The organism is Shuttleworthella satelles DSM 14600 (assembly GCF_000160115.1).
Taxonomy (GTDB): Bacteria; Bacillota; Clostridia; order Lachnospirales; family Lachnospiraceae; genus Shuttleworthia; species Shuttleworthia satelles.
The window spans coordinates 940,632-955,168 of record NZ_GG665866.1; the positions used below are offsets into that span (position 1 = coordinate 940,632).

At 47.6% G+C, this 14,537-nt stretch carries 25 protein-coding genes; 2 read left to right on the forward strand and 23 right to left on the reverse strand.

The annotated features are described in order from the left end of the window. Positions 1 to 8 precede the first annotated feature (8 nt). The 19 genes from GCWU000342_RS04190 to GCWU000342_RS04275 all read right to left on the reverse strand — a co-directional run bounded on the left by GCWU000342_RS04190 (position 9) and on the right by GCWU000342_RS04275 (position 12,496). Positions 9 to 1,163, reverse strand: coding sequence for a phage major capsid protein (locus GCWU000342_RS04190; RefSeq protein WP_006906036.1), 1,155 nt, complete (start codon positions 1,161 to 1,163; stop codon positions 9 to 11). After that, a complete protein-coding gene (locus GCWU000342_RS04195; RefSeq protein ID WP_049921534.1) occupies positions 1,160 to 1,807 on the reverse strand; it encodes a head maturation protease, ClpP-related in 648 nt (215 codons plus the stop codon). The genes GCWU000342_RS04190 and GCWU000342_RS04195 overlap by 4 nt, the downstream gene beginning before the upstream one ends. Next, entirely contained in the window at positions 1,794 to 2,993 is a 1,200-nt protein-coding gene (locus GCWU000342_RS04200; RefSeq protein ID WP_006906038.1) for a phage portal protein, read from the reverse strand. Before GCWU000342_RS04200 ends, GCWU000342_RS04195 begins: the two co-directional genes overlap by 14 nt. Before the next feature lie 7 nt (positions 2,994 to 3,000). Next, entirely contained in the window at positions 3,001 to 4,650 is a 1,650-nt protein-coding gene (locus tag GCWU000342_RS04205) for a terminase large subunit (RefSeq protein WP_006906039.1), read from the reverse strand. After that, positions 4,643 to 4,996, reverse strand: coding sequence for a hypothetical protein (locus GCWU000342_RS04210; RefSeq protein ID WP_006906040.1), 354 nt, complete (start codon positions 4,994 to 4,996; stop codon positions 4,643 to 4,645). Before GCWU000342_RS04210 ends, GCWU000342_RS04205 begins: the two co-directional genes overlap by 8 nt. 739 nt (positions 4,997 to 5,735) lie before the next feature. Then, the gene (locus GCWU000342_RS04220) at positions 5,736 to 6,173 is read right to left on the reverse strand and encodes a sigma factor-like helix-turn-helix DNA-binding protein (RefSeq protein ID WP_045000289.1); all 438 of its coding nucleotides are present in this window, start codon (positions 6,171 to 6,173) and stop codon (positions 5,736 to 5,738) included. Then, positions 6,163 to 6,381 carry a hypothetical protein gene (locus GCWU000342_RS04225; RefSeq protein ID WP_045000291.1) on the reverse strand — a complete coding sequence of 73 codons (219 nt, stop codon included), beginning with the start codon at positions 6,379 to 6,381 and terminating at the stop codon, positions 6,163 to 6,165. Before GCWU000342_RS04225 ends, GCWU000342_RS04220 begins: the two co-directional genes overlap by 11 nt. A gap of 31 nt (positions 6,382 to 6,412) precedes the next feature. Beyond that, complete coding sequence (locus GCWU000342_RS04230; RefSeq protein ID WP_006906044.1) at positions 6,413 to 6,781, reverse strand: hypothetical protein; 369 nt, start codon at positions 6,779 to 6,781, stop codon at positions 6,413 to 6,415. A 69-nt stretch (positions 6,782 to 6,850) separates the two neighbouring features. Next, the gene (locus GCWU000342_RS04235) at positions 6,851 to 7,765 is read right to left on the reverse strand and encodes a ParB/RepB/Spo0J family partition protein (protein WP_006906045.1); all 915 of its coding nucleotides are present in this window, start codon (positions 7,763 to 7,765) and stop codon (positions 6,851 to 6,853) included. Between the two features lie 22 nt (positions 7,766 to 7,787). Beyond that, on the reverse strand, positions 7,788 to 8,210 hold the full coding sequence (locus GCWU000342_RS04240) for a single-stranded DNA-binding protein (RefSeq protein ID WP_006906046.1): 423 nt from the start codon (positions 8,208 to 8,210) through the stop codon (positions 7,788 to 7,790). 15 nt (positions 8,211 to 8,225) lie between these two features. Next, a complete protein-coding gene (locus tag GCWU000342_RS10435; protein WP_156784479.1) occupies positions 8,226 to 8,435 on the reverse strand; it encodes a crAss001_48 related protein in 210 nt (69 codons plus the stop codon). Positions 8,436 to 8,469: 34 nt separating this feature from the next. Beyond that, positions 8,470 to 8,754 (reverse strand): DUF968 domain-containing protein, encoded by a 285-nt coding sequence (locus tag GCWU000342_RS11080; protein ID WP_456299935.1) that lies wholly within the window; start codon positions 8,752 to 8,754, stop codon positions 8,470 to 8,472. Next, complete coding sequence (locus GCWU000342_RS04250; protein WP_156784480.1) at positions 8,711 to 9,322, reverse strand: hypothetical protein; 612 nt, start codon at positions 9,320 to 9,322, stop codon at positions 8,711 to 8,713. The genes GCWU000342_RS11080 and GCWU000342_RS04250 overlap by 44 nt, the downstream gene beginning before the upstream one ends. Next, the gene (locus tag GCWU000342_RS04255; RefSeq protein ID WP_006906049.1) at positions 9,231 to 9,887 is read right to left on the reverse strand and encodes a replicative helicase loader/inhibitor; all 657 of its coding nucleotides are present in this window, start codon (positions 9,885 to 9,887) and stop codon (positions 9,231 to 9,233) included. Before GCWU000342_RS04255 ends, GCWU000342_RS04250 begins: the two co-directional genes overlap by 92 nt. Beyond that, positions 9,884 to 10,780 (reverse strand): phage replisome organizer N-terminal domain-containing protein, encoded by an 897-nt coding sequence (locus GCWU000342_RS04260; protein ID WP_006906050.1) that lies wholly within the window; start codon positions 10,778 to 10,780, stop codon positions 9,884 to 9,886. Before GCWU000342_RS04260 ends, GCWU000342_RS04255 begins: the two co-directional genes overlap by 4 nt. A gap of 1 nt (position 10,781) precedes the next feature. Next, entirely contained in the window at positions 10,782 to 11,108 is a 327-nt protein-coding gene (locus tag GCWU000342_RS04265) for a hypothetical protein (RefSeq protein ID WP_045000296.1), read from the reverse strand. Between the two features lie 151 nt (positions 11,109 to 11,259). Then, on the reverse strand, positions 11,260 to 12,084 hold the full coding sequence (locus GCWU000342_RS04270; protein WP_006906052.1) for an LbetaH domain-containing protein: 825 nt from the start codon (positions 12,082 to 12,084) through the stop codon (positions 11,260 to 11,262). 5 nt (positions 12,085 to 12,089) lie between these two features. Continuing rightward, the gene (locus GCWU000342_RS10440; protein ID WP_006906053.1) at positions 12,090 to 12,257 is read right to left on the reverse strand and encodes a hypothetical protein; all 168 of its coding nucleotides are present in this window, start codon (positions 12,255 to 12,257) and stop codon (positions 12,090 to 12,092) included. Beyond that, positions 12,254 to 12,496 carry a transcriptional regulator gene (locus tag GCWU000342_RS04275; RefSeq protein ID WP_006906054.1) on the reverse strand — a complete coding sequence of 81 codons (243 nt, stop codon included), beginning with the start codon at positions 12,494 to 12,496 and terminating at the stop codon, positions 12,254 to 12,256. The genes GCWU000342_RS10440 and GCWU000342_RS04275 overlap by 4 nt, the downstream gene beginning before the upstream one ends. A 50-nt stretch (positions 12,497 to 12,546) precedes the next feature. On the opposite strand from GCWU000342_RS04275, the gene GCWU000342_RS09930 reads away from it, so the two are divergent. Next, positions 12,547 to 13,212: a DUF4145 domain-containing protein gene (locus tag GCWU000342_RS09930; protein ID WP_006906055.1), complete on the forward strand. Its 666-nt coding sequence runs from the start codon at positions 12,547 to 12,549 to the stop codon at positions 13,210 to 13,212. A gap of 247 nt (positions 13,213 to 13,459) precedes the next feature. Here the strand turns inward: GCWU000342_RS09930 and GCWU000342_RS10445 are convergent, their stop codons facing one another. Then, the gene (locus tag GCWU000342_RS10445; RefSeq protein ID WP_006906057.1) at positions 13,460 to 13,636 is read right to left on the reverse strand and encodes a hypothetical protein; all 177 of its coding nucleotides are present in this window, start codon (positions 13,634 to 13,636) and stop codon (positions 13,460 to 13,462) included. Continuing rightward, positions 13,626 to 13,799 (reverse strand): ribbon-helix-helix domain-containing protein, encoded by a 174-nt coding sequence (locus GCWU000342_RS10450; protein WP_006906058.1) that lies wholly within the window; start codon positions 13,797 to 13,799, stop codon positions 13,626 to 13,628. Before GCWU000342_RS10450 ends, GCWU000342_RS10445 begins: the two co-directional genes overlap by 11 nt. 119 nt (positions 13,800 to 13,918) lie before the next feature. Here GCWU000342_RS10450 and GCWU000342_RS10150 point away from each other — a divergent pair, with 119 nt between their 5' ends. After that, positions 13,919 to 14,098, forward strand: a complete 180-nt coding sequence (locus GCWU000342_RS10150) for an Arc family DNA-binding protein (protein WP_083790723.1) — start codon at positions 13,919 to 13,921, stop codon at positions 14,096 to 14,098. On the opposite strand, the gene GCWU000342_RS11040 is transcribed toward GCWU000342_RS10150, so the two are convergent. Both GCWU000342_RS11040 and GCWU000342_RS10980 read right to left on the reverse strand, forming a co-directional pair. Beyond that, entirely contained in the window at positions 14,046 to 14,228 is a 183-nt protein-coding gene (locus tag GCWU000342_RS11040) for a ribbon-helix-helix protein, CopG family (protein WP_006906059.1), read from the reverse strand. The genes GCWU000342_RS10150 and GCWU000342_RS11040 overlap by 53 nt on opposite strands. Before the next feature lie 65 nt (positions 14,229 to 14,293). Further along, entirely contained in the window at positions 14,294 to 14,500 is a 207-nt protein-coding gene (locus GCWU000342_RS10980; RefSeq protein WP_006906060.1) for a DUF739 family protein, read from the reverse strand. Positions 14,501 to 14,537: the final 37 nt, after the last annotated feature.

Here is a 14,537-nt window from a genome sequence, read left to right on the forward strand (position 1 = left end):
AGCCCTCCTTATGCGGTCTTCACAGTCAAAACAGCAAAGGATTTGTCATTGATCAGAGCGCACTCGCTTCTCTCGTAGCCGGAATAGATATACTTGTGTGCCTTGATGTCCTTGTCGGTCTCGACCATGATGTCGGAAACGACGTTGTTCACAACCTGCTTTGGGTCTCCGATCAGAAGCTCGTTGTCTGCAACGCTATCCTCGATCTTAATGGGGGCACCCAAAAGATAGCCCTGGATTCCCTCTGTCGCATTGGGCTGGAAGATCAGACGGCCATCGCCATCCGTCAGGGTTGCAAGACGGTTATACAGCGTCGCTCTTGTGCAGTACACCGCAGGAGTCTTGGCCTTCTGCAGAGATGCAAAAGCACCGCAGATCTCTTCATAAGTTGCTTTGCCTACTGCCGCTGTCGTCTTCTTGTTCCCGGCGTTCACGCCTGCCTTAATGGTTGCGACCATATCATTTGCGATTGCGTCTCCGATACTAGAGGCGATCTCGCTTACAAGATAAGCCTCTAAAGCATCGATACTCATCTCCGCCTCCGCATAAGACAGCTCAATCGCCTTCACAAAGTCATTCCCGGACAGGGTCACCTTAACAATGGTGTTCTGCTCATCGTCTACAGGTGCAGTCCCTTCTGCGGTCTTTGCCTGCTTTGTTCCGGCTCCCTTTACAATTGCAGTATGCTTCACGACTTCAAGGATCGTGCCGGTGCGGTATGTGGTCACATCGCCCACAATCGTGTGCGTCTTAGACACAAGGTCCCAGATTTCATTTAACATGGTTGTGGGAAGCGGTGCCGGCGTGTTCTGCGTCGTGTGAGTGAATGCGGTGTTCTCCAGAGCGGTCATCTGATCAGCTCTCCCTGAAATCTGCTTCAAAAAAGCGTTCTTATACTCAACACTTGCTACGTCTGCAACTGCTCCAATAGTCTTGTTTTCTTCTCCCAACTTTCTTTCCTCCTTGAATCTTGCGTTCACATCAGTTCCCTTCTCAAGCGCCATTTCCTCGGCATGCGCCGTCTTCTCCGCTTCAAAAGCGGACTCAATCTGATTAATCTCCGCTTTCTTAGCTTCTGCCTCCTCCAACTTTCCCGCTCTTGCAAGCTCTGCGCCTTCTGCTTTCAGCTTGGCAATCTGCTTTGTCTTTTCTGCTAAGTTCATCTCTCCTCCTTTGCAAAATACGCTAAAAGATTTTCTTTCCGTTCCTGCATCTTCCGGATCACAGACGCCTGAATCAACTCTCCTCCAGACGCAACCAATGCTACCGGCTCAATCTCTTTCGAACTCTCCCCGGCAATTTCATCAATCAACCCATAATCAACAGCATCTTGTGCAGTGATCCATGTCTCTGCATCCATCAGGTCTAAAGCATCTTTCTCGCTCATGCCGGACTTGGCCACATATGCCTCCGCAATCGCACGATTTGCCTGTTTCAGCACCTCTGACGCATGATTCATGTCTCTGTAGTCTCCTGCCGTGTATGCGCTGACATTGTGCACCATCATCTGAGCTGTCCGTGTGATGTCCGATTTCCCGGCGCATGCGATCATTGATGCCGCAGATGCAGCAAGACCGACAACATGGATCTTGACATCTCCCTTATAGCCCTGAATTGCCGCATAAATTTCTGATGCGGCAAAGACATTTCCGCCGGCAGAATTAATGTCAATATCAACCTTTTCTCCGCTGGCCTCTTCTAGCTGCCTCAAGACAGCGGATGGGCTCGTGCATTTTTCGCCGAAGTACTCATAAATCCATGCTTCTTCGTCCGGAACAATTGCGCCTTTGATTTCAATCTTCGCCACCTTCTCCTCCTTTCTCCAAAATTCCATTTCCTACAGTCTGCGTGTCCAATCGTCGAATTGGGACATCTCCTCCGGGGATCGGAGCCATATTAAGAGCTGCTCTCCATTCATTGGGAGTCATCGCCCCCCTGTCGACCATTGACACCAAGCTGAGTTTTGTGGAAATTGACGCAGAATCCCAGGCACTTGCTTCGAAAACAATTTTGTTCCCAAAAGACCGCTCCCGGCGTGTGAACAATTTCCTCGTGTATTCCCCGCCAAGCTGGATTAAAACCGGCTCGACCTCTGCGTCGAAATAAGCATTGTACTGTCCCTCTGAGAATTTCGATGACACGATCTCTGCATTCGTATTAAAAAGATCAAAGATCCTTTTTGTTGTCCGGTCCATCTGCAGGGCGTTTGGCACATAGTCGGTCGGAGTGATTTGCTTTGCATCTGCTTTTGCGTCAACCGCTGCAACGCCTGTGCCGTTCGATGTGGCCAGAAAATTGTCTGCAAAATCCTTTGCCTGCGTTTTTAAATCCTCCGGCCGCATGCTGTTCGTGAAGCTCAAAAGCCAGCGAATCACAGAGCTGTTCTTGATCGCATTCATCACCCCTTGATCCATCGTCGTGACGACATCAAGCAATGGCGTGAGCGCAGGTGCAATCGGTGTTCCGAAGATGTCGTTCTCGTTGAAATCCTGCCTTAGATGGATGATATCCTCGTATGGAAAGGTGTAGGCCTTATTGTTCATCATCTGGAATTCCAGCAAAAGTTGACCGTTCTTGTCATAAATTGCCTTGACTGTTCTCCCGATAATGGGATAGATCTCAATTGGGCTACCGTATTCATCCCGAATGATTAGCGCAAAAGCGTTCGCATTCAAAATCAACTGAGTCGCCATCTTCTCCTGCAGCATCTGCCCTGTCATAAGCGAATTTGGCTCTTCAAGCAAAAATTTAACCGCATTTGATGGATTGACAGTCATTTCCTTGTGTCCATCCTCAAACACGGTTTCTCTTATATGTTTTGCCAGAAGTTTCCCGATTGCTTTCACTTTTGGCCGTATGCAGCTCCTCACGATATCTGCGTCATAGATCTTTCCTGACCAGCTGATATAATTGTTTCCAACCTGTTGCATCAGCTCCACGCCAGACACTTGCTTCGCCGCAAACATACTTTTGATTTTTGATATAATTCCCATTTTCACCTCAAATCAAAGATAAGTAATCTTCCCTTTTGTCTAAAAGAACTGTATAGGCATCCAGAAGAGATGCTGTCCCGTCAATCCTCTTGGTCTGTGATCGTCCCTTGTTCGGCTGGATATTCCCGTTTACATCCGATTTGACGTAAGTATTCGCAAAGCACCATCGATCGATAGGATTTGCGTCATACACGATGTTTCCGGCCTGAAAGTCTGCCTTAAGATCCTTCATCGGTTGAGATAAGGTTACGGCCCCCTGGCGGATTGGGATCATCGTACTTTTCCCAAACTCTTGGCAGAAAAGAGACAAGAGACTGTCATCAATATGCCAAGGATCATACCCAATATACAAAGGCCATATGTCTTCCTTATCTCGCATTTCTAAAAACCAGTCAAGAAACACCCGCTTATGGACTTTATTCCCTGGCACTACTCGGATCAATCCTCTACTCTCCCAGATGTCATAAGGCACATCGTCCGGATGGTGCCGGTCCTTTGTCATGTCGAGCTTGGATTGTGGAATCCAGTACATGGATTTTACATAGATTTTAGGATCATCCGGGCGCATGCCTATAAGCTTTGCACTGTTCAAGTCAATGCTATCGGCAGCATCCATTCCACCGATTGCATATTTGAAATTTATTTCTTCCGGGATCTTCTCGTCATTGGCCAGCTCGTCCCAAGATAACCATGCGGCATCGGCATTCTCTTTCAAGTTGAAATCCTTGACTAAGACGGTCGGAAGGAAGGTGTCATCAGACTTCCCTTTTCCCACGCATCCCTCAAGGAATTCCTTACTCTTGATTGTGCCTAGCCCTGGATTAGCCTTGACCCATTTTCCGGGCTGATTCCACTCATCCCTTTTGTCCAGCTCATATATGATCGGCAGAAAGCGCTCGTCTTTGATCGTCCCTTCAATCACCCCCTTTGCATACTCGTACTGACTATCGAAAATTGATTCTCTAACAAATCCGCTTGTCGTGATGCACCAGAGCATCGGCTGAGATCTGGAGGACATCGACTGCTTCATCAAATCGTAGACGTCACGATTCTTAATCGCCGCCAGCTCGTCGATTACGATGCAGTGGCCATTCAATCCGTCCAGACTGTTGGTGTTGCTTGCCAGGGGCTTTATAAATCCCATGTTCACATCGCAATATAGATCGCTTTGACGTTTCCGCACATGCTTCGCAATCGTCTTTGACTGACGCACCATGTTGACACATTCCGTGAATCCCTTCATCGCCTGGTCTCTTGCGGTAGCGATTTGATAACATTCGGGGGCGCCCTCTTTGTCAGCGATAAGCATGTAAAGCTGAATCGCCGAAAGAAGCGTTGTTTTCCCGTTTTTTCGACCGACAATATTCAATACTTCTTGATATCGCCGGTGATCGTTGTCATCCAAAAATCCATATGCCGCCTGCAGCATTGCCTTCTGGTAGAGTTCAAGTTTCAGAAAATGTCCTGCCTGCCCTTGAGATTGTTTGCAAAATTGCTCAATAAATTCGATTGGCCGATGTGCACGGTCATCATCAAAGTGCCACCTGTCTTGATGATGGAGATCCTCTAAGAGCCTTTCATACTCTCGTTTTAACTTCTCGCACGCTGCAACCTTTCCATCAAGGACAGCTGTTCCATACTTTTCTAAATCAGTCACTTAAAAAAGCCATCAGTTCATCATCGGTGGCTCGTGATTCAACTGCTGGCAGCATCGCGTCAAGTTGTTTCATTGTCCGCTGATACTGTGCGGACAAGCTGATATAGATGTCGGCGCTCGGTCTCTTTCTTTCGTAGGGCTCAAGACTGGCTGACTGGCGGAAGCCTTCGGTCCATCCATTTTCATCAAGATCCGCCTCCAAGTCATCAAGCGTCACTTTTTGATAAGCAGCCTTTTCTATCATCCGCTCAGCGACTAGGCCATGCGCTCCGGATATTTCTTTGTATTTTGCTTTCATTGCACGGATCTCTTTTGCGATCCTTTTCTCTTTTTCTGTTTTTGCCATTTTTCATTGATTCTCCTTGAAAGTAAGGGGGTGTCTAATTTTTACCAGTCAGTAAAAGAAACCTTCGGCACCGGTGCGGTGTTTTCCAACGCCAACCCGATTTATGGGGGGAGTACCCTTGGATCACCAGAATCATCAAAAGAAATTTTCCTTCGACGCTCCATCTGTCTTCCGCAATATTGATGGAGTCTGTCATGACAATCCTTGCAGACGTACTCAAGATTCTTCCAGTCCAAGGTCACCGAAGGATCATTGATCGTCTTAGGAGAGATATGCCTTCGGTGATGGACAAGAAATCCTGCTGCCTCATGGCACTCTTCACACAAGCCTCCGTCAATCCCCCACCTATGCTTGATGTAACTATCCCTGCACTCATGCCAGGCTTTACTGGCATAGAACCCCTTTGCATACCCATGAGCCATATCGCCCCGCCTTCTTACCTAATGCACTAAAAAAGGACGCCATCCCTGACATCCTTTCACTCGTATATTGCAGCCCCACCGCTGACTTCGCAGGTCTCTGCCCACGCGCCCGCCAAACTAAATTTGACACTCCTCTTTCATTCGACATTTAGGCAATGGCTGTGCCCTGCTGCCTCATGAATCTCTTATCGCAATCATACTGGCCCAGATTCGAGGGGATATACGCATCAGAGGAATTCAAAGAAAAACTATTGTATATGGGCCAGTAATTATGTGAGTGGTTCTCTTTCGATTTCCACGTTATCATCTTACACCGGTCAAAGGTGTTTTTTGGTGTCGTCTTTCAGCACAGACTTTCCGAATTCATACAATGCACGACCATGCAAATGCTTTACCCAGTCAAGAGAATAATTTAGCTTTCGTGCCACATCACTCAGAGAGAGCATGTCAACATATCTCATACAGAGAATCTGAACATAATCTGTATTCCCCAAGCTCATAATCTCATCTATAATTTTTGCCCTGTGACGCGCTGTATCGGCTATGTCTTCTGCGATCTCCGCTTCAAGATCTGCCACCCTGACAATTTGCCTCTCTAAAGTATCTCCATTTGGAGAAGACCTTACTGGTTCTGATGAGTAATCCATACCAGAGATATAACCGATCTCCTCGTTCAACCTTTCAAGCTCTTTCTTTTTCATCGAGATTCGCATTGACAGATATCGAATTGTGAGAAGATACTCTTTAGGCGTCAACTGCTGCCTCCTCATCCTGCTGCTTCACGCTTATCAATTTCCTGTTCTTTTTATACTTTGTCTTTGCTTTCTCCAAGGACTCCTCCCTGGTCACCTGTCCACAAGTAAGCATCACCATATACCGACCATAGGAAACCCCTTCGACCTTTGCCAGCATATCCACCTTTGTGATCCGGTCGGCCGCATTATACCGGTGCCACCACTTCACCCAAGTCTCTTGGCCGTCAGGATGGCAACAATCACTTTTTCGCATCATCCTCCCGCCTCTCATATAGATCGCTCGTACCGCAGACAACCTCTCTTTCCTCGTCGCTCATCTTATAGCCATACCTCTCAAGTACGAAATAAAATGCGTGTACCTTCTTCCCTGTATCTGCCTTATATTTGCCATCACTCATCATCAGATTCGCAGCTCTCGCGTCCGCTTCTACAACACACATCATTTTTTCCAGCATACTTAAATTTTTGATTGTCTCTGCCGTATCTGCGCGATCCTCTTCTGTGATATTCCAACTCTCCTTCCCAGAGAAAAAGCTCACAAGTGTATTCTCCCCGACCAGACTATACCAACCGAGGATCTGATCAAACAACTCTCTTTCGATTTCCACCGTGTCTTTTGGACCCTTAATGTCTTCTGATATGATGTGCTTGATGAAGAGACTTCGCTTATCAGCCGCTTACCGCATGATTTCTTTGATCTTCTTCCCGTTCTTCCGCAGCTTTTCCTGACGTAAATCCCATGCGGTCTTCTCCCTCTTTTGCTTCTTGGCCTTGCGTATAAGATAAAGCCGTCCATATTGCTCCAAGTAAAAAACGTCTTCTGTTTTTTCTGGGATTTCAAACCTCTTGACATCACTATCAAGATCGAAACTGAGAATCGTCTCCCACTTATCAGAGTAGATTTCTCTCTCCGCGCCCTCTGGCGCCTTCTGCATGCCATGCTCTTTGAGCTTATCCGTCAAGATTTGCAGAGTCTCTTGCGCCTTTTCCTTTCTTTGCTCCCGTATAACCGCAAACGCTAAAGCATTCGAGTTTTCCGCTTCCTCTAAAATCTGGTTGCGCTTCTTTACGTCTTTGATCTTCTCCAGCTGGTAGAGATCCATGAGCGACAGTTGAAATCCTTCCTCCTGTTCCTTCGCTTTTAGGGCCTTGGAGTCAAGCTTAGCTATCTCCAGGCGGTGCTTGATGGTCGGTCGGCTGAAACCGGTCTTTTCGGCAATGCTCGCCTCCGTCTCCCCCAGGTCAAGCATCATCTGGAAGCCATTGGCCTGCTCCCAAATGGTCAGGTCATTGCGCTGCATGTTTTCCTCTAGCATGATTGACACTTGCTCCCGCTCTGACAGGCCCTCTACAATCCTGCATGGGACCATCTTCACGCCGGCAAGTCTGGCCGCCGCGCATCTCCGGTGACCGATCAGAATTGTGAAATTCCCCTTATCCCCTTCTTTTGGCATAACAGTCAAGTTCTGCATCAGGCCATTCTTCTTGATGGAATCTGTCAACTCTGCCAGATCCCCGAGATCCTTTCTCGGGTTCCCAGGATGCGGGAAAAGGTGCTCTATGCTAATGCTTATCGTATTTTTGAATATCATATTTACCCTCTTTTCTCTTCATTCAGTTGAATGGAAGCTCCTCTTGCATCTCGTCCGGAACAGGAGCAAATCCATCAGCCCCTATATCCTGCTGCCTCGTGCTCTCTTCCTGCCTCTCCTCTGCTGCCTTCTTGGACTCCGCGAACTCGATGTTGTTCACTATCACCTGGAAGCCATAGACCATTTGTCCGTCCCGGTTCTGATAATTGTTATTCTGCATTTCGCCGTCTAAGACGACCTTGGTCCCCTTTTGCAGGTACTTCTCGATAAATTCCCCGGTCCGACCAAATGCCGTGCAGTTAAAGAAGTCCGCCGCTGGGCCATCCTCACGCTTGTACCTCCGGTCGACAGCCAGAGAAAATCGGGCAATGCATGTGTTATTAGGGCCTCCGTATCTTATCTCCGGATCCCTGGTCAATCTCCCCATCAGTATCAGCTTGTTCACTCTTGCGCTCCTCTCTTAGAACTGTCCTTTTTCAATTCTCATTTGCAGCACTACCCGATACTTCCTCATTGCGCATAGTTGCGCCTGCATGGATATCTTCGTTTCCTCGTTGATCTCATTCTCATTCACGAAAAACGCCAACCTTGCAATTCTCACATTCAGATTTCCAAGCTCTTCCAGGCGATCATTCATCCGTCGAAATTTTGCGGTCTGTTCTTGTGTCATTCTGTTTTTCTCTCTGCCTTCATGGTTTACTTCTTCACAGCAAGTTTTTCCCATAGCGCCGTATAAAATCCTCAATTGTTGCTCCGTAATAAAGCAACCAATGTGCTTCCGCGATCTGTTGGAGCAAGATATCATATCTTCCTTGGTCATGTAGGAGCCGGTGGCACTCCTCACAGAGCCTTACTGTCAAACCGTCCTCATCAGCTAATCTCCTGTTACTGGATCCATGCCACATATGGTGCGTGTGATCTGCCAGCCTGCCACAAATGAAGCATTCACTCTTCTTCTGCGGGATGATGCTTTTTCCAGTTCCTGTCATATCTCTCCATCATCTCCTTAAGTTCTCTAGGCGTCAGCGTCTCTACTCCGCTATCCTTTGCCTGTGCCACTGTAAGCTCGATCAAGTGGCTCATCTCCCTTGTGTCGTAGGTGTGAGAACCTCGCAAAAAGCAAAACTTTGAGTAGGCGCATCCGTCTCGGTACGACTCTCCCAGCGGATAAACATGGATTCCTTCTGCATCAAGCATGGACTCCAGATTTTCCGCCTTTGTCTCAAAGGTCGGTATCTTGTCCTTGTCGTACTGGTAGTACATGCAATCACGGATCAGGGAATTCTTCACATGGTTTGCGCTTACCCTTTCCACATCTGCAATTTTCCCGACCAGGACATGAAAATATGCGTTTGCACTAAGCGACCTTTTGCTTCTGTGCTCTTTGATCTCAAACCGCTTGCATGGATCTTGATCCATCAGCCAGGCTACAATCTTTTTTGTCGTCCCGATCATCGTTATTCCTCTAAGCCTCCGCAATTCCCGAATGGAGCTTTCGGAAGGTTCGCATATGCTCTGTGATCTGCTCCACTGTGGCAAGCTCTCCCTCAGGCTCATTTGTCGTCTCTATCGCCCGTGAAGCATCCCCTGACAGGCTCTCGGCGATTGCTTGCGTATAAGGCCTCAGGTTTTCCGGGAGCTTTGCCTCTTCCCGCACTCGGGCCGCCACGGTCCTGAAGTTTCGGATAAAGTGAGACTGTCCCACACTCTCCACTGTGTCAGCATCCATCATGGCCCACTCCCTGAGATTCCCCGGAGCTCCAACTGCCTTTCTAACCAGTGGTGGGAGTTTGTCGAATTCCTCCTCGCTGTAGTATCCGGCTCGACCTATCGCCTTTCTCACCAGAGCCCAGGCTTCTAGCTCCGTCATGTCGCTTTCCGCCGGCTTCTTGGCTTTTTGGATCCCGTCAATCACTTGCCCGGGAGAGGGTGGGAAACCGGAGGTGTCGTTTGTCAAGCAGACCTTAAGCCCCTGCGACGCCTCGGCGTAGTTGTAATGCTCCAAGACCATATGCCAGGCAATGATCATGTTTCGCGTCTCGGCATCCGTGTATCTGGCAAAGACACGTGGATAGGTGGCCTTAACGACGTAGATCAGCTTTGCAACTTCCTCTCGTGTCATAACTTTATCTCCCCGTTAATCACTCCGAGCAGGTAGTCGTCTACATGATCCCCTGGGCTGTCTCTTCCCGTTTGGCTCTTCCCCCGGTTGGCGTAGTTGCCATCAAGGATCTTTGCCAAGTTTGCGTCCTTGAGGATCCAGTCAAAGTTAGCCGACCAGTCTCGGCTATTCGCTCCCTTGAGGAAGTCGGACTCTTCGGCCATTGCGAAAGCTCTGCTTAGATCATCAAGGCTGTACTTCTTGAGCCTGGCCTTGATCGCTTTCTTGCGGGCATCCGACAAAGCAGTTACACGACTTAAAGACGGGCAAAGGCGGTTATACAGGTCGGCTACCTCCTGGTAGTCGACAAGAAAGCGCTTGCCGCTTTCTCTTTTATCTATCTCTTTATCTATCTCTTTATCTATCTCTTTATCTATCTCTTTATCTATCTCTTTATCTATCTCTTTATCTATCTCTTTATCTATGTCACTTAATTCGTCACATTGTGACGCTGGCAGTAGTGTCTTGATTGCTGCATTTTTTGCTCTTAACCTCCGCATCCTCTCAGCGGAACCGCGCTCACTCCCGACTATGCAATCGTATCCAGCGATTGAAAGGCAGCCGTTCTCATCCTTGTAAACAAGGCCGAGGCGGCTAAAAAGGGCTATCGCCGCACGTACTGTGTCGATCTCGAAATACTTTGTATCTCTCTGGATCTTCTCAACATCGTATGGGACTATGATTTCGTTTAGCGTCCGCTGAAGCTTGCCGCCGGTTTCAACCGTCATAAGGCACAGCATCTGATACAGCACGACATAATTTGCCCCGTCTTTTTGGCTCATCAGGAAATCGACAGCATCGCTGTCCATGAAGTCCTTTTTAAGCTTGATCCAGTAGAATTTTCTCTCCGCCACGTCAACCTCCCATGCAGTCCTCTATGCTCATCTGCGCCAACTCCTCGTCTCTGTGTGCGTCAAGCCAGGCCCGGATCGTCTCGCAATTCTTCCAGACAGATCGCCGCCGTGCGCTTTCTTGTCGGTAGTAGCTTTGCACCACATCAAAATCTTGGTAGCTGGGCTGGAAATAGCCCTTTGAATTGCTTACCACCGGATGCTCCGGTGTGCTTGCCTTGCGAATCATCTCTCGAATCGTCCGGTCATCAATCCCTGTAGCGGCGACAAGATATGTCCTGCCGACGGCATTTTTTGAGCCGAAGGGGATGTAGTCTAAAATGTCGGTCATTTTTGTCTCATTTCGTTTGTAATGCTTCTGAGGAATCAGCGCTAATGGCCTGATTCCTCTTTTCATGCCATCCATAAAACTGCGGCCATCAATCCGACTGCTCCAGCCCAAAGGGCGACAGTCTTTAGCACATCAAGTATCCTTACTTTTCTCATCTTTTTGCCTCCTCTTCTGTGGCTAACGCCTCCGCGAATTTTACGTACTTTTTATACATTCGTCCGGACTCCTCAGAGTCGGCGTATGCTTTTTTAATCAGCTCCTCCGACGTACCTAAAAAGCACCCAACTGACCACATTTTTGTTTTTGGGTTGTAAAAAAAATCTCTGAGGCTCGACCAGGAGTTTTTGAAGATAAAGTTGTCTGTGTCTTTAAGTTCAAAATCTTCTCCGTACCAAAACGTCACCCGAGCATTGCCGCACACCCAAGCATTGCCGTACACCCGAGCATTGCCGTACACCTGAGCATTGCCGTACACCCAAGCATTGCCGTACATCCGAGCATTGCCGTACACCTGAGCATTGCCGTACACCCAAGCATTGCCGTACATCCGAGCATTGCCGTACACCTGAGCATTGCCGTACACCCGAGCATCACCGGACACCCGAGCATTGCCGTACACCTGAGCATTGCTGGACACCCAAGCATCACCGCACACCCAAGCATTGCCGTACACCCGAGCATCGCTGGACACCAGAGCATTGCCGGACACCAGAGCATCGCTGGACACCCGAGCATTGCCGTACACCCGAGCATTGCCGTACACCCGAGCATTGCTGGACACCCGAGCATTGCCGTACACCTGAGCATTGCTGGACACCCAAGCATCGTCGCTATGACTTAAATTCTCTTCTTTTTCAACAAATCCGCCCAAGTCACCGGCTTTTACGTCGCCAAAGTCGATTAATGCTTTGATCCGATAAAGCTGTCTAAACTCTGTGTCTTTTGTGTCAGAGGTCAGCTCAAATTTCTTTTCCATCGCTTTTACCTCTCTTGTGCATAGTAAAAAAGTGTCAGCCATACAATCCCGCCCATCACCATAGCGGCGGGGATCAGGCTCTCACTGTCTAAAAGCATCGCCCCGATCACGAAAGCCGCCGCCGCTAAAGCGGTGATCGAGCGCAAGATAGTGTTGTGCAACCTCCTCTTCATTTAGCCCCTCCTATCAACTCCAATCTGTCGTGGTCATCCAGTCCCTTGCTCAAGATGCGGATCTCTCTAAGGGTCATAAAAGACGGGTCCCTCATACGGCGGTAGAGGGTCGATCCTCCGATCCCTAACCTCTTGGCCAGCTCTGGATCGCTAAGCCCTTCCCGCTCCTGATACTTGCGTATGATGCTTTTAGTCCTTCGGTTCTCTATGTCTGTCTCTGACGGCTTTAGTTTTGGCATTGTGGTCCTCCTTTCTGTTGTTGTAAAATCTCCCTATTGGGAGGTACAAAATGAACTTCATAAGTAAACCGGCAAATTATTTTTATGATGGCTTTTCTTTTGACTACGAGAAGCCGGCCACTTGTCCCTATTGCGGAATAGGAACGGATGCTCAACTTAGAGACTCTCATTATTCCTATGTAGAGGATGGATACTTATTAACTGCTGTCGGAACTTGCACTGCATGTAATAAGGCTTTCATGTTTGGCTCATTCCACAAAGACGATGATTCCGGTGTAGCCAAGAATGTTTTTATCTACCCCTCCGTCACATACGAGAAATTTCAGAATGAAAGTATTTCTAAATTTTCTCCTCGATTCATTGACGTATATAATCAATCCCTTCAAGCTGAATTTAATGGCGCAATAGATATCGCTGCTATCGGATTCCGGACGTCTCTTGAAATACTGATTAAAGATTTCGCAATTAACGTCCTTGACGATGATTCTTCTAAAGTTTCAGAATTAAAACTCATGGGCTCCATCTCAGAATATTTGAGCGAAGATCTAGCGAAATCTGCTGACGTAATCCGGATTCTTGGCAATGACTACACTCACTACCAGAAAAAATATCCTGATATGGATTTTGTAATTCTTAAGAAATACATGGAGATCTTCGTCAAACAGGTTGAGGTTGACTATATGATCAAAAATCCTCCGGTCGCCCGAAAGTCCTAATCTGGCTCTCTCTCCGCAAGCAGTTTTCCATCAAAACTCCAATACTGAATCACCTCCCGATTGACATCGTCTGCCGTTCCACGACCCCGGATTGATCTGGTTTCAATAACTTGAATCACTCTTGCGCTGTCCGTACCTCTTGGCCGGACAGTTTTTTCACTCTTCACCCTTCCTCCTTTCCGATCTTTACGCTGAGGCCTAATGCTTTCAGCACAAGATCCGCCCGCACTGTCATGGCGATGTTCAATTAAACCTTGATATCAAGCTTTAACTTCATCTTGGCCAACTTCTGTATGCAGACGTTGGCTTTTTGTAACTCATCGTTAAGTTCATTCAGTAGACTCTTAATTTCTTCAATATTTGACTCCACATACACCGGGCATTCCACGGTAGTAGTCTTCGTTGCGCTTTTCTTACTCGCCATCTTTCTTCCTCTTCTCATTCTGCCTTCTGTACTCACTCAGCCACTCCCTTAGGATTTGATTGATCAGCCCGTTCTTCGTGTAGCCTAGATAATCCGCTATTTCTTTTACCTGTTTATCCAGTTCCTGCGGCATTCGTATCCCTGTTACCTTTCGTCCCTTCATTTTTCGCTCCTTTTTGTTGCCAATGTGTTGTCACAATAATAGTCTGTTGCCATTTCGTTGTCAATAACTATTTGTTGCCATTTTGAAAACTATAATGAGCGATAACAGGAGGTAGAATTATGACAAAAGAACGCCATCATTTCGCCGTACGAACAGATCGTGAAACACTTGATAAGTTCAAGTATGTCGCAGAATTCAATGCCCGTAGTGCCAACCGTGAACTTGAACTGCTAATGCGCCAGCACATCAAACGTTTTGAGGATTCTCACGGCAAAATTGATCTAACCAATGCCGTATAGCGTGAATGCAGATCTGATTCACACTCACTCCCATCTTCTCCGCTTCTTCTTTCAGCGCTTCGTATATCTCTTCGGGGATACGAAGCGTTATTTGTTTGGCATCACTCTCCATCTCTCCTCTTCTCCTCATTCTGCCTTCTGTACTCGCTCAGCACTGCCATAATCAGTCCTGTTAAAGTTCAATTACTTGAACTATCAGGTAAAAAAATAGGGGGCCGCATCGGATAAGTTGACATCCAGTAACTCACACCAAGCGATAATATCCTTTTGGGTAAATTGTACTTCCCCAGTCATCTTCCTAGAAAGAGTCGTATTAGATATGCCCAATTCCTTTGCAAACTTCTCCTGCGTCCCAAACTTTTCAATGATCCTCCCGCGGAGCTTGTTATAAGAGAAACCCATTTTCTCACCTCCTATCTTTCTATATTTGTTGGTTCAA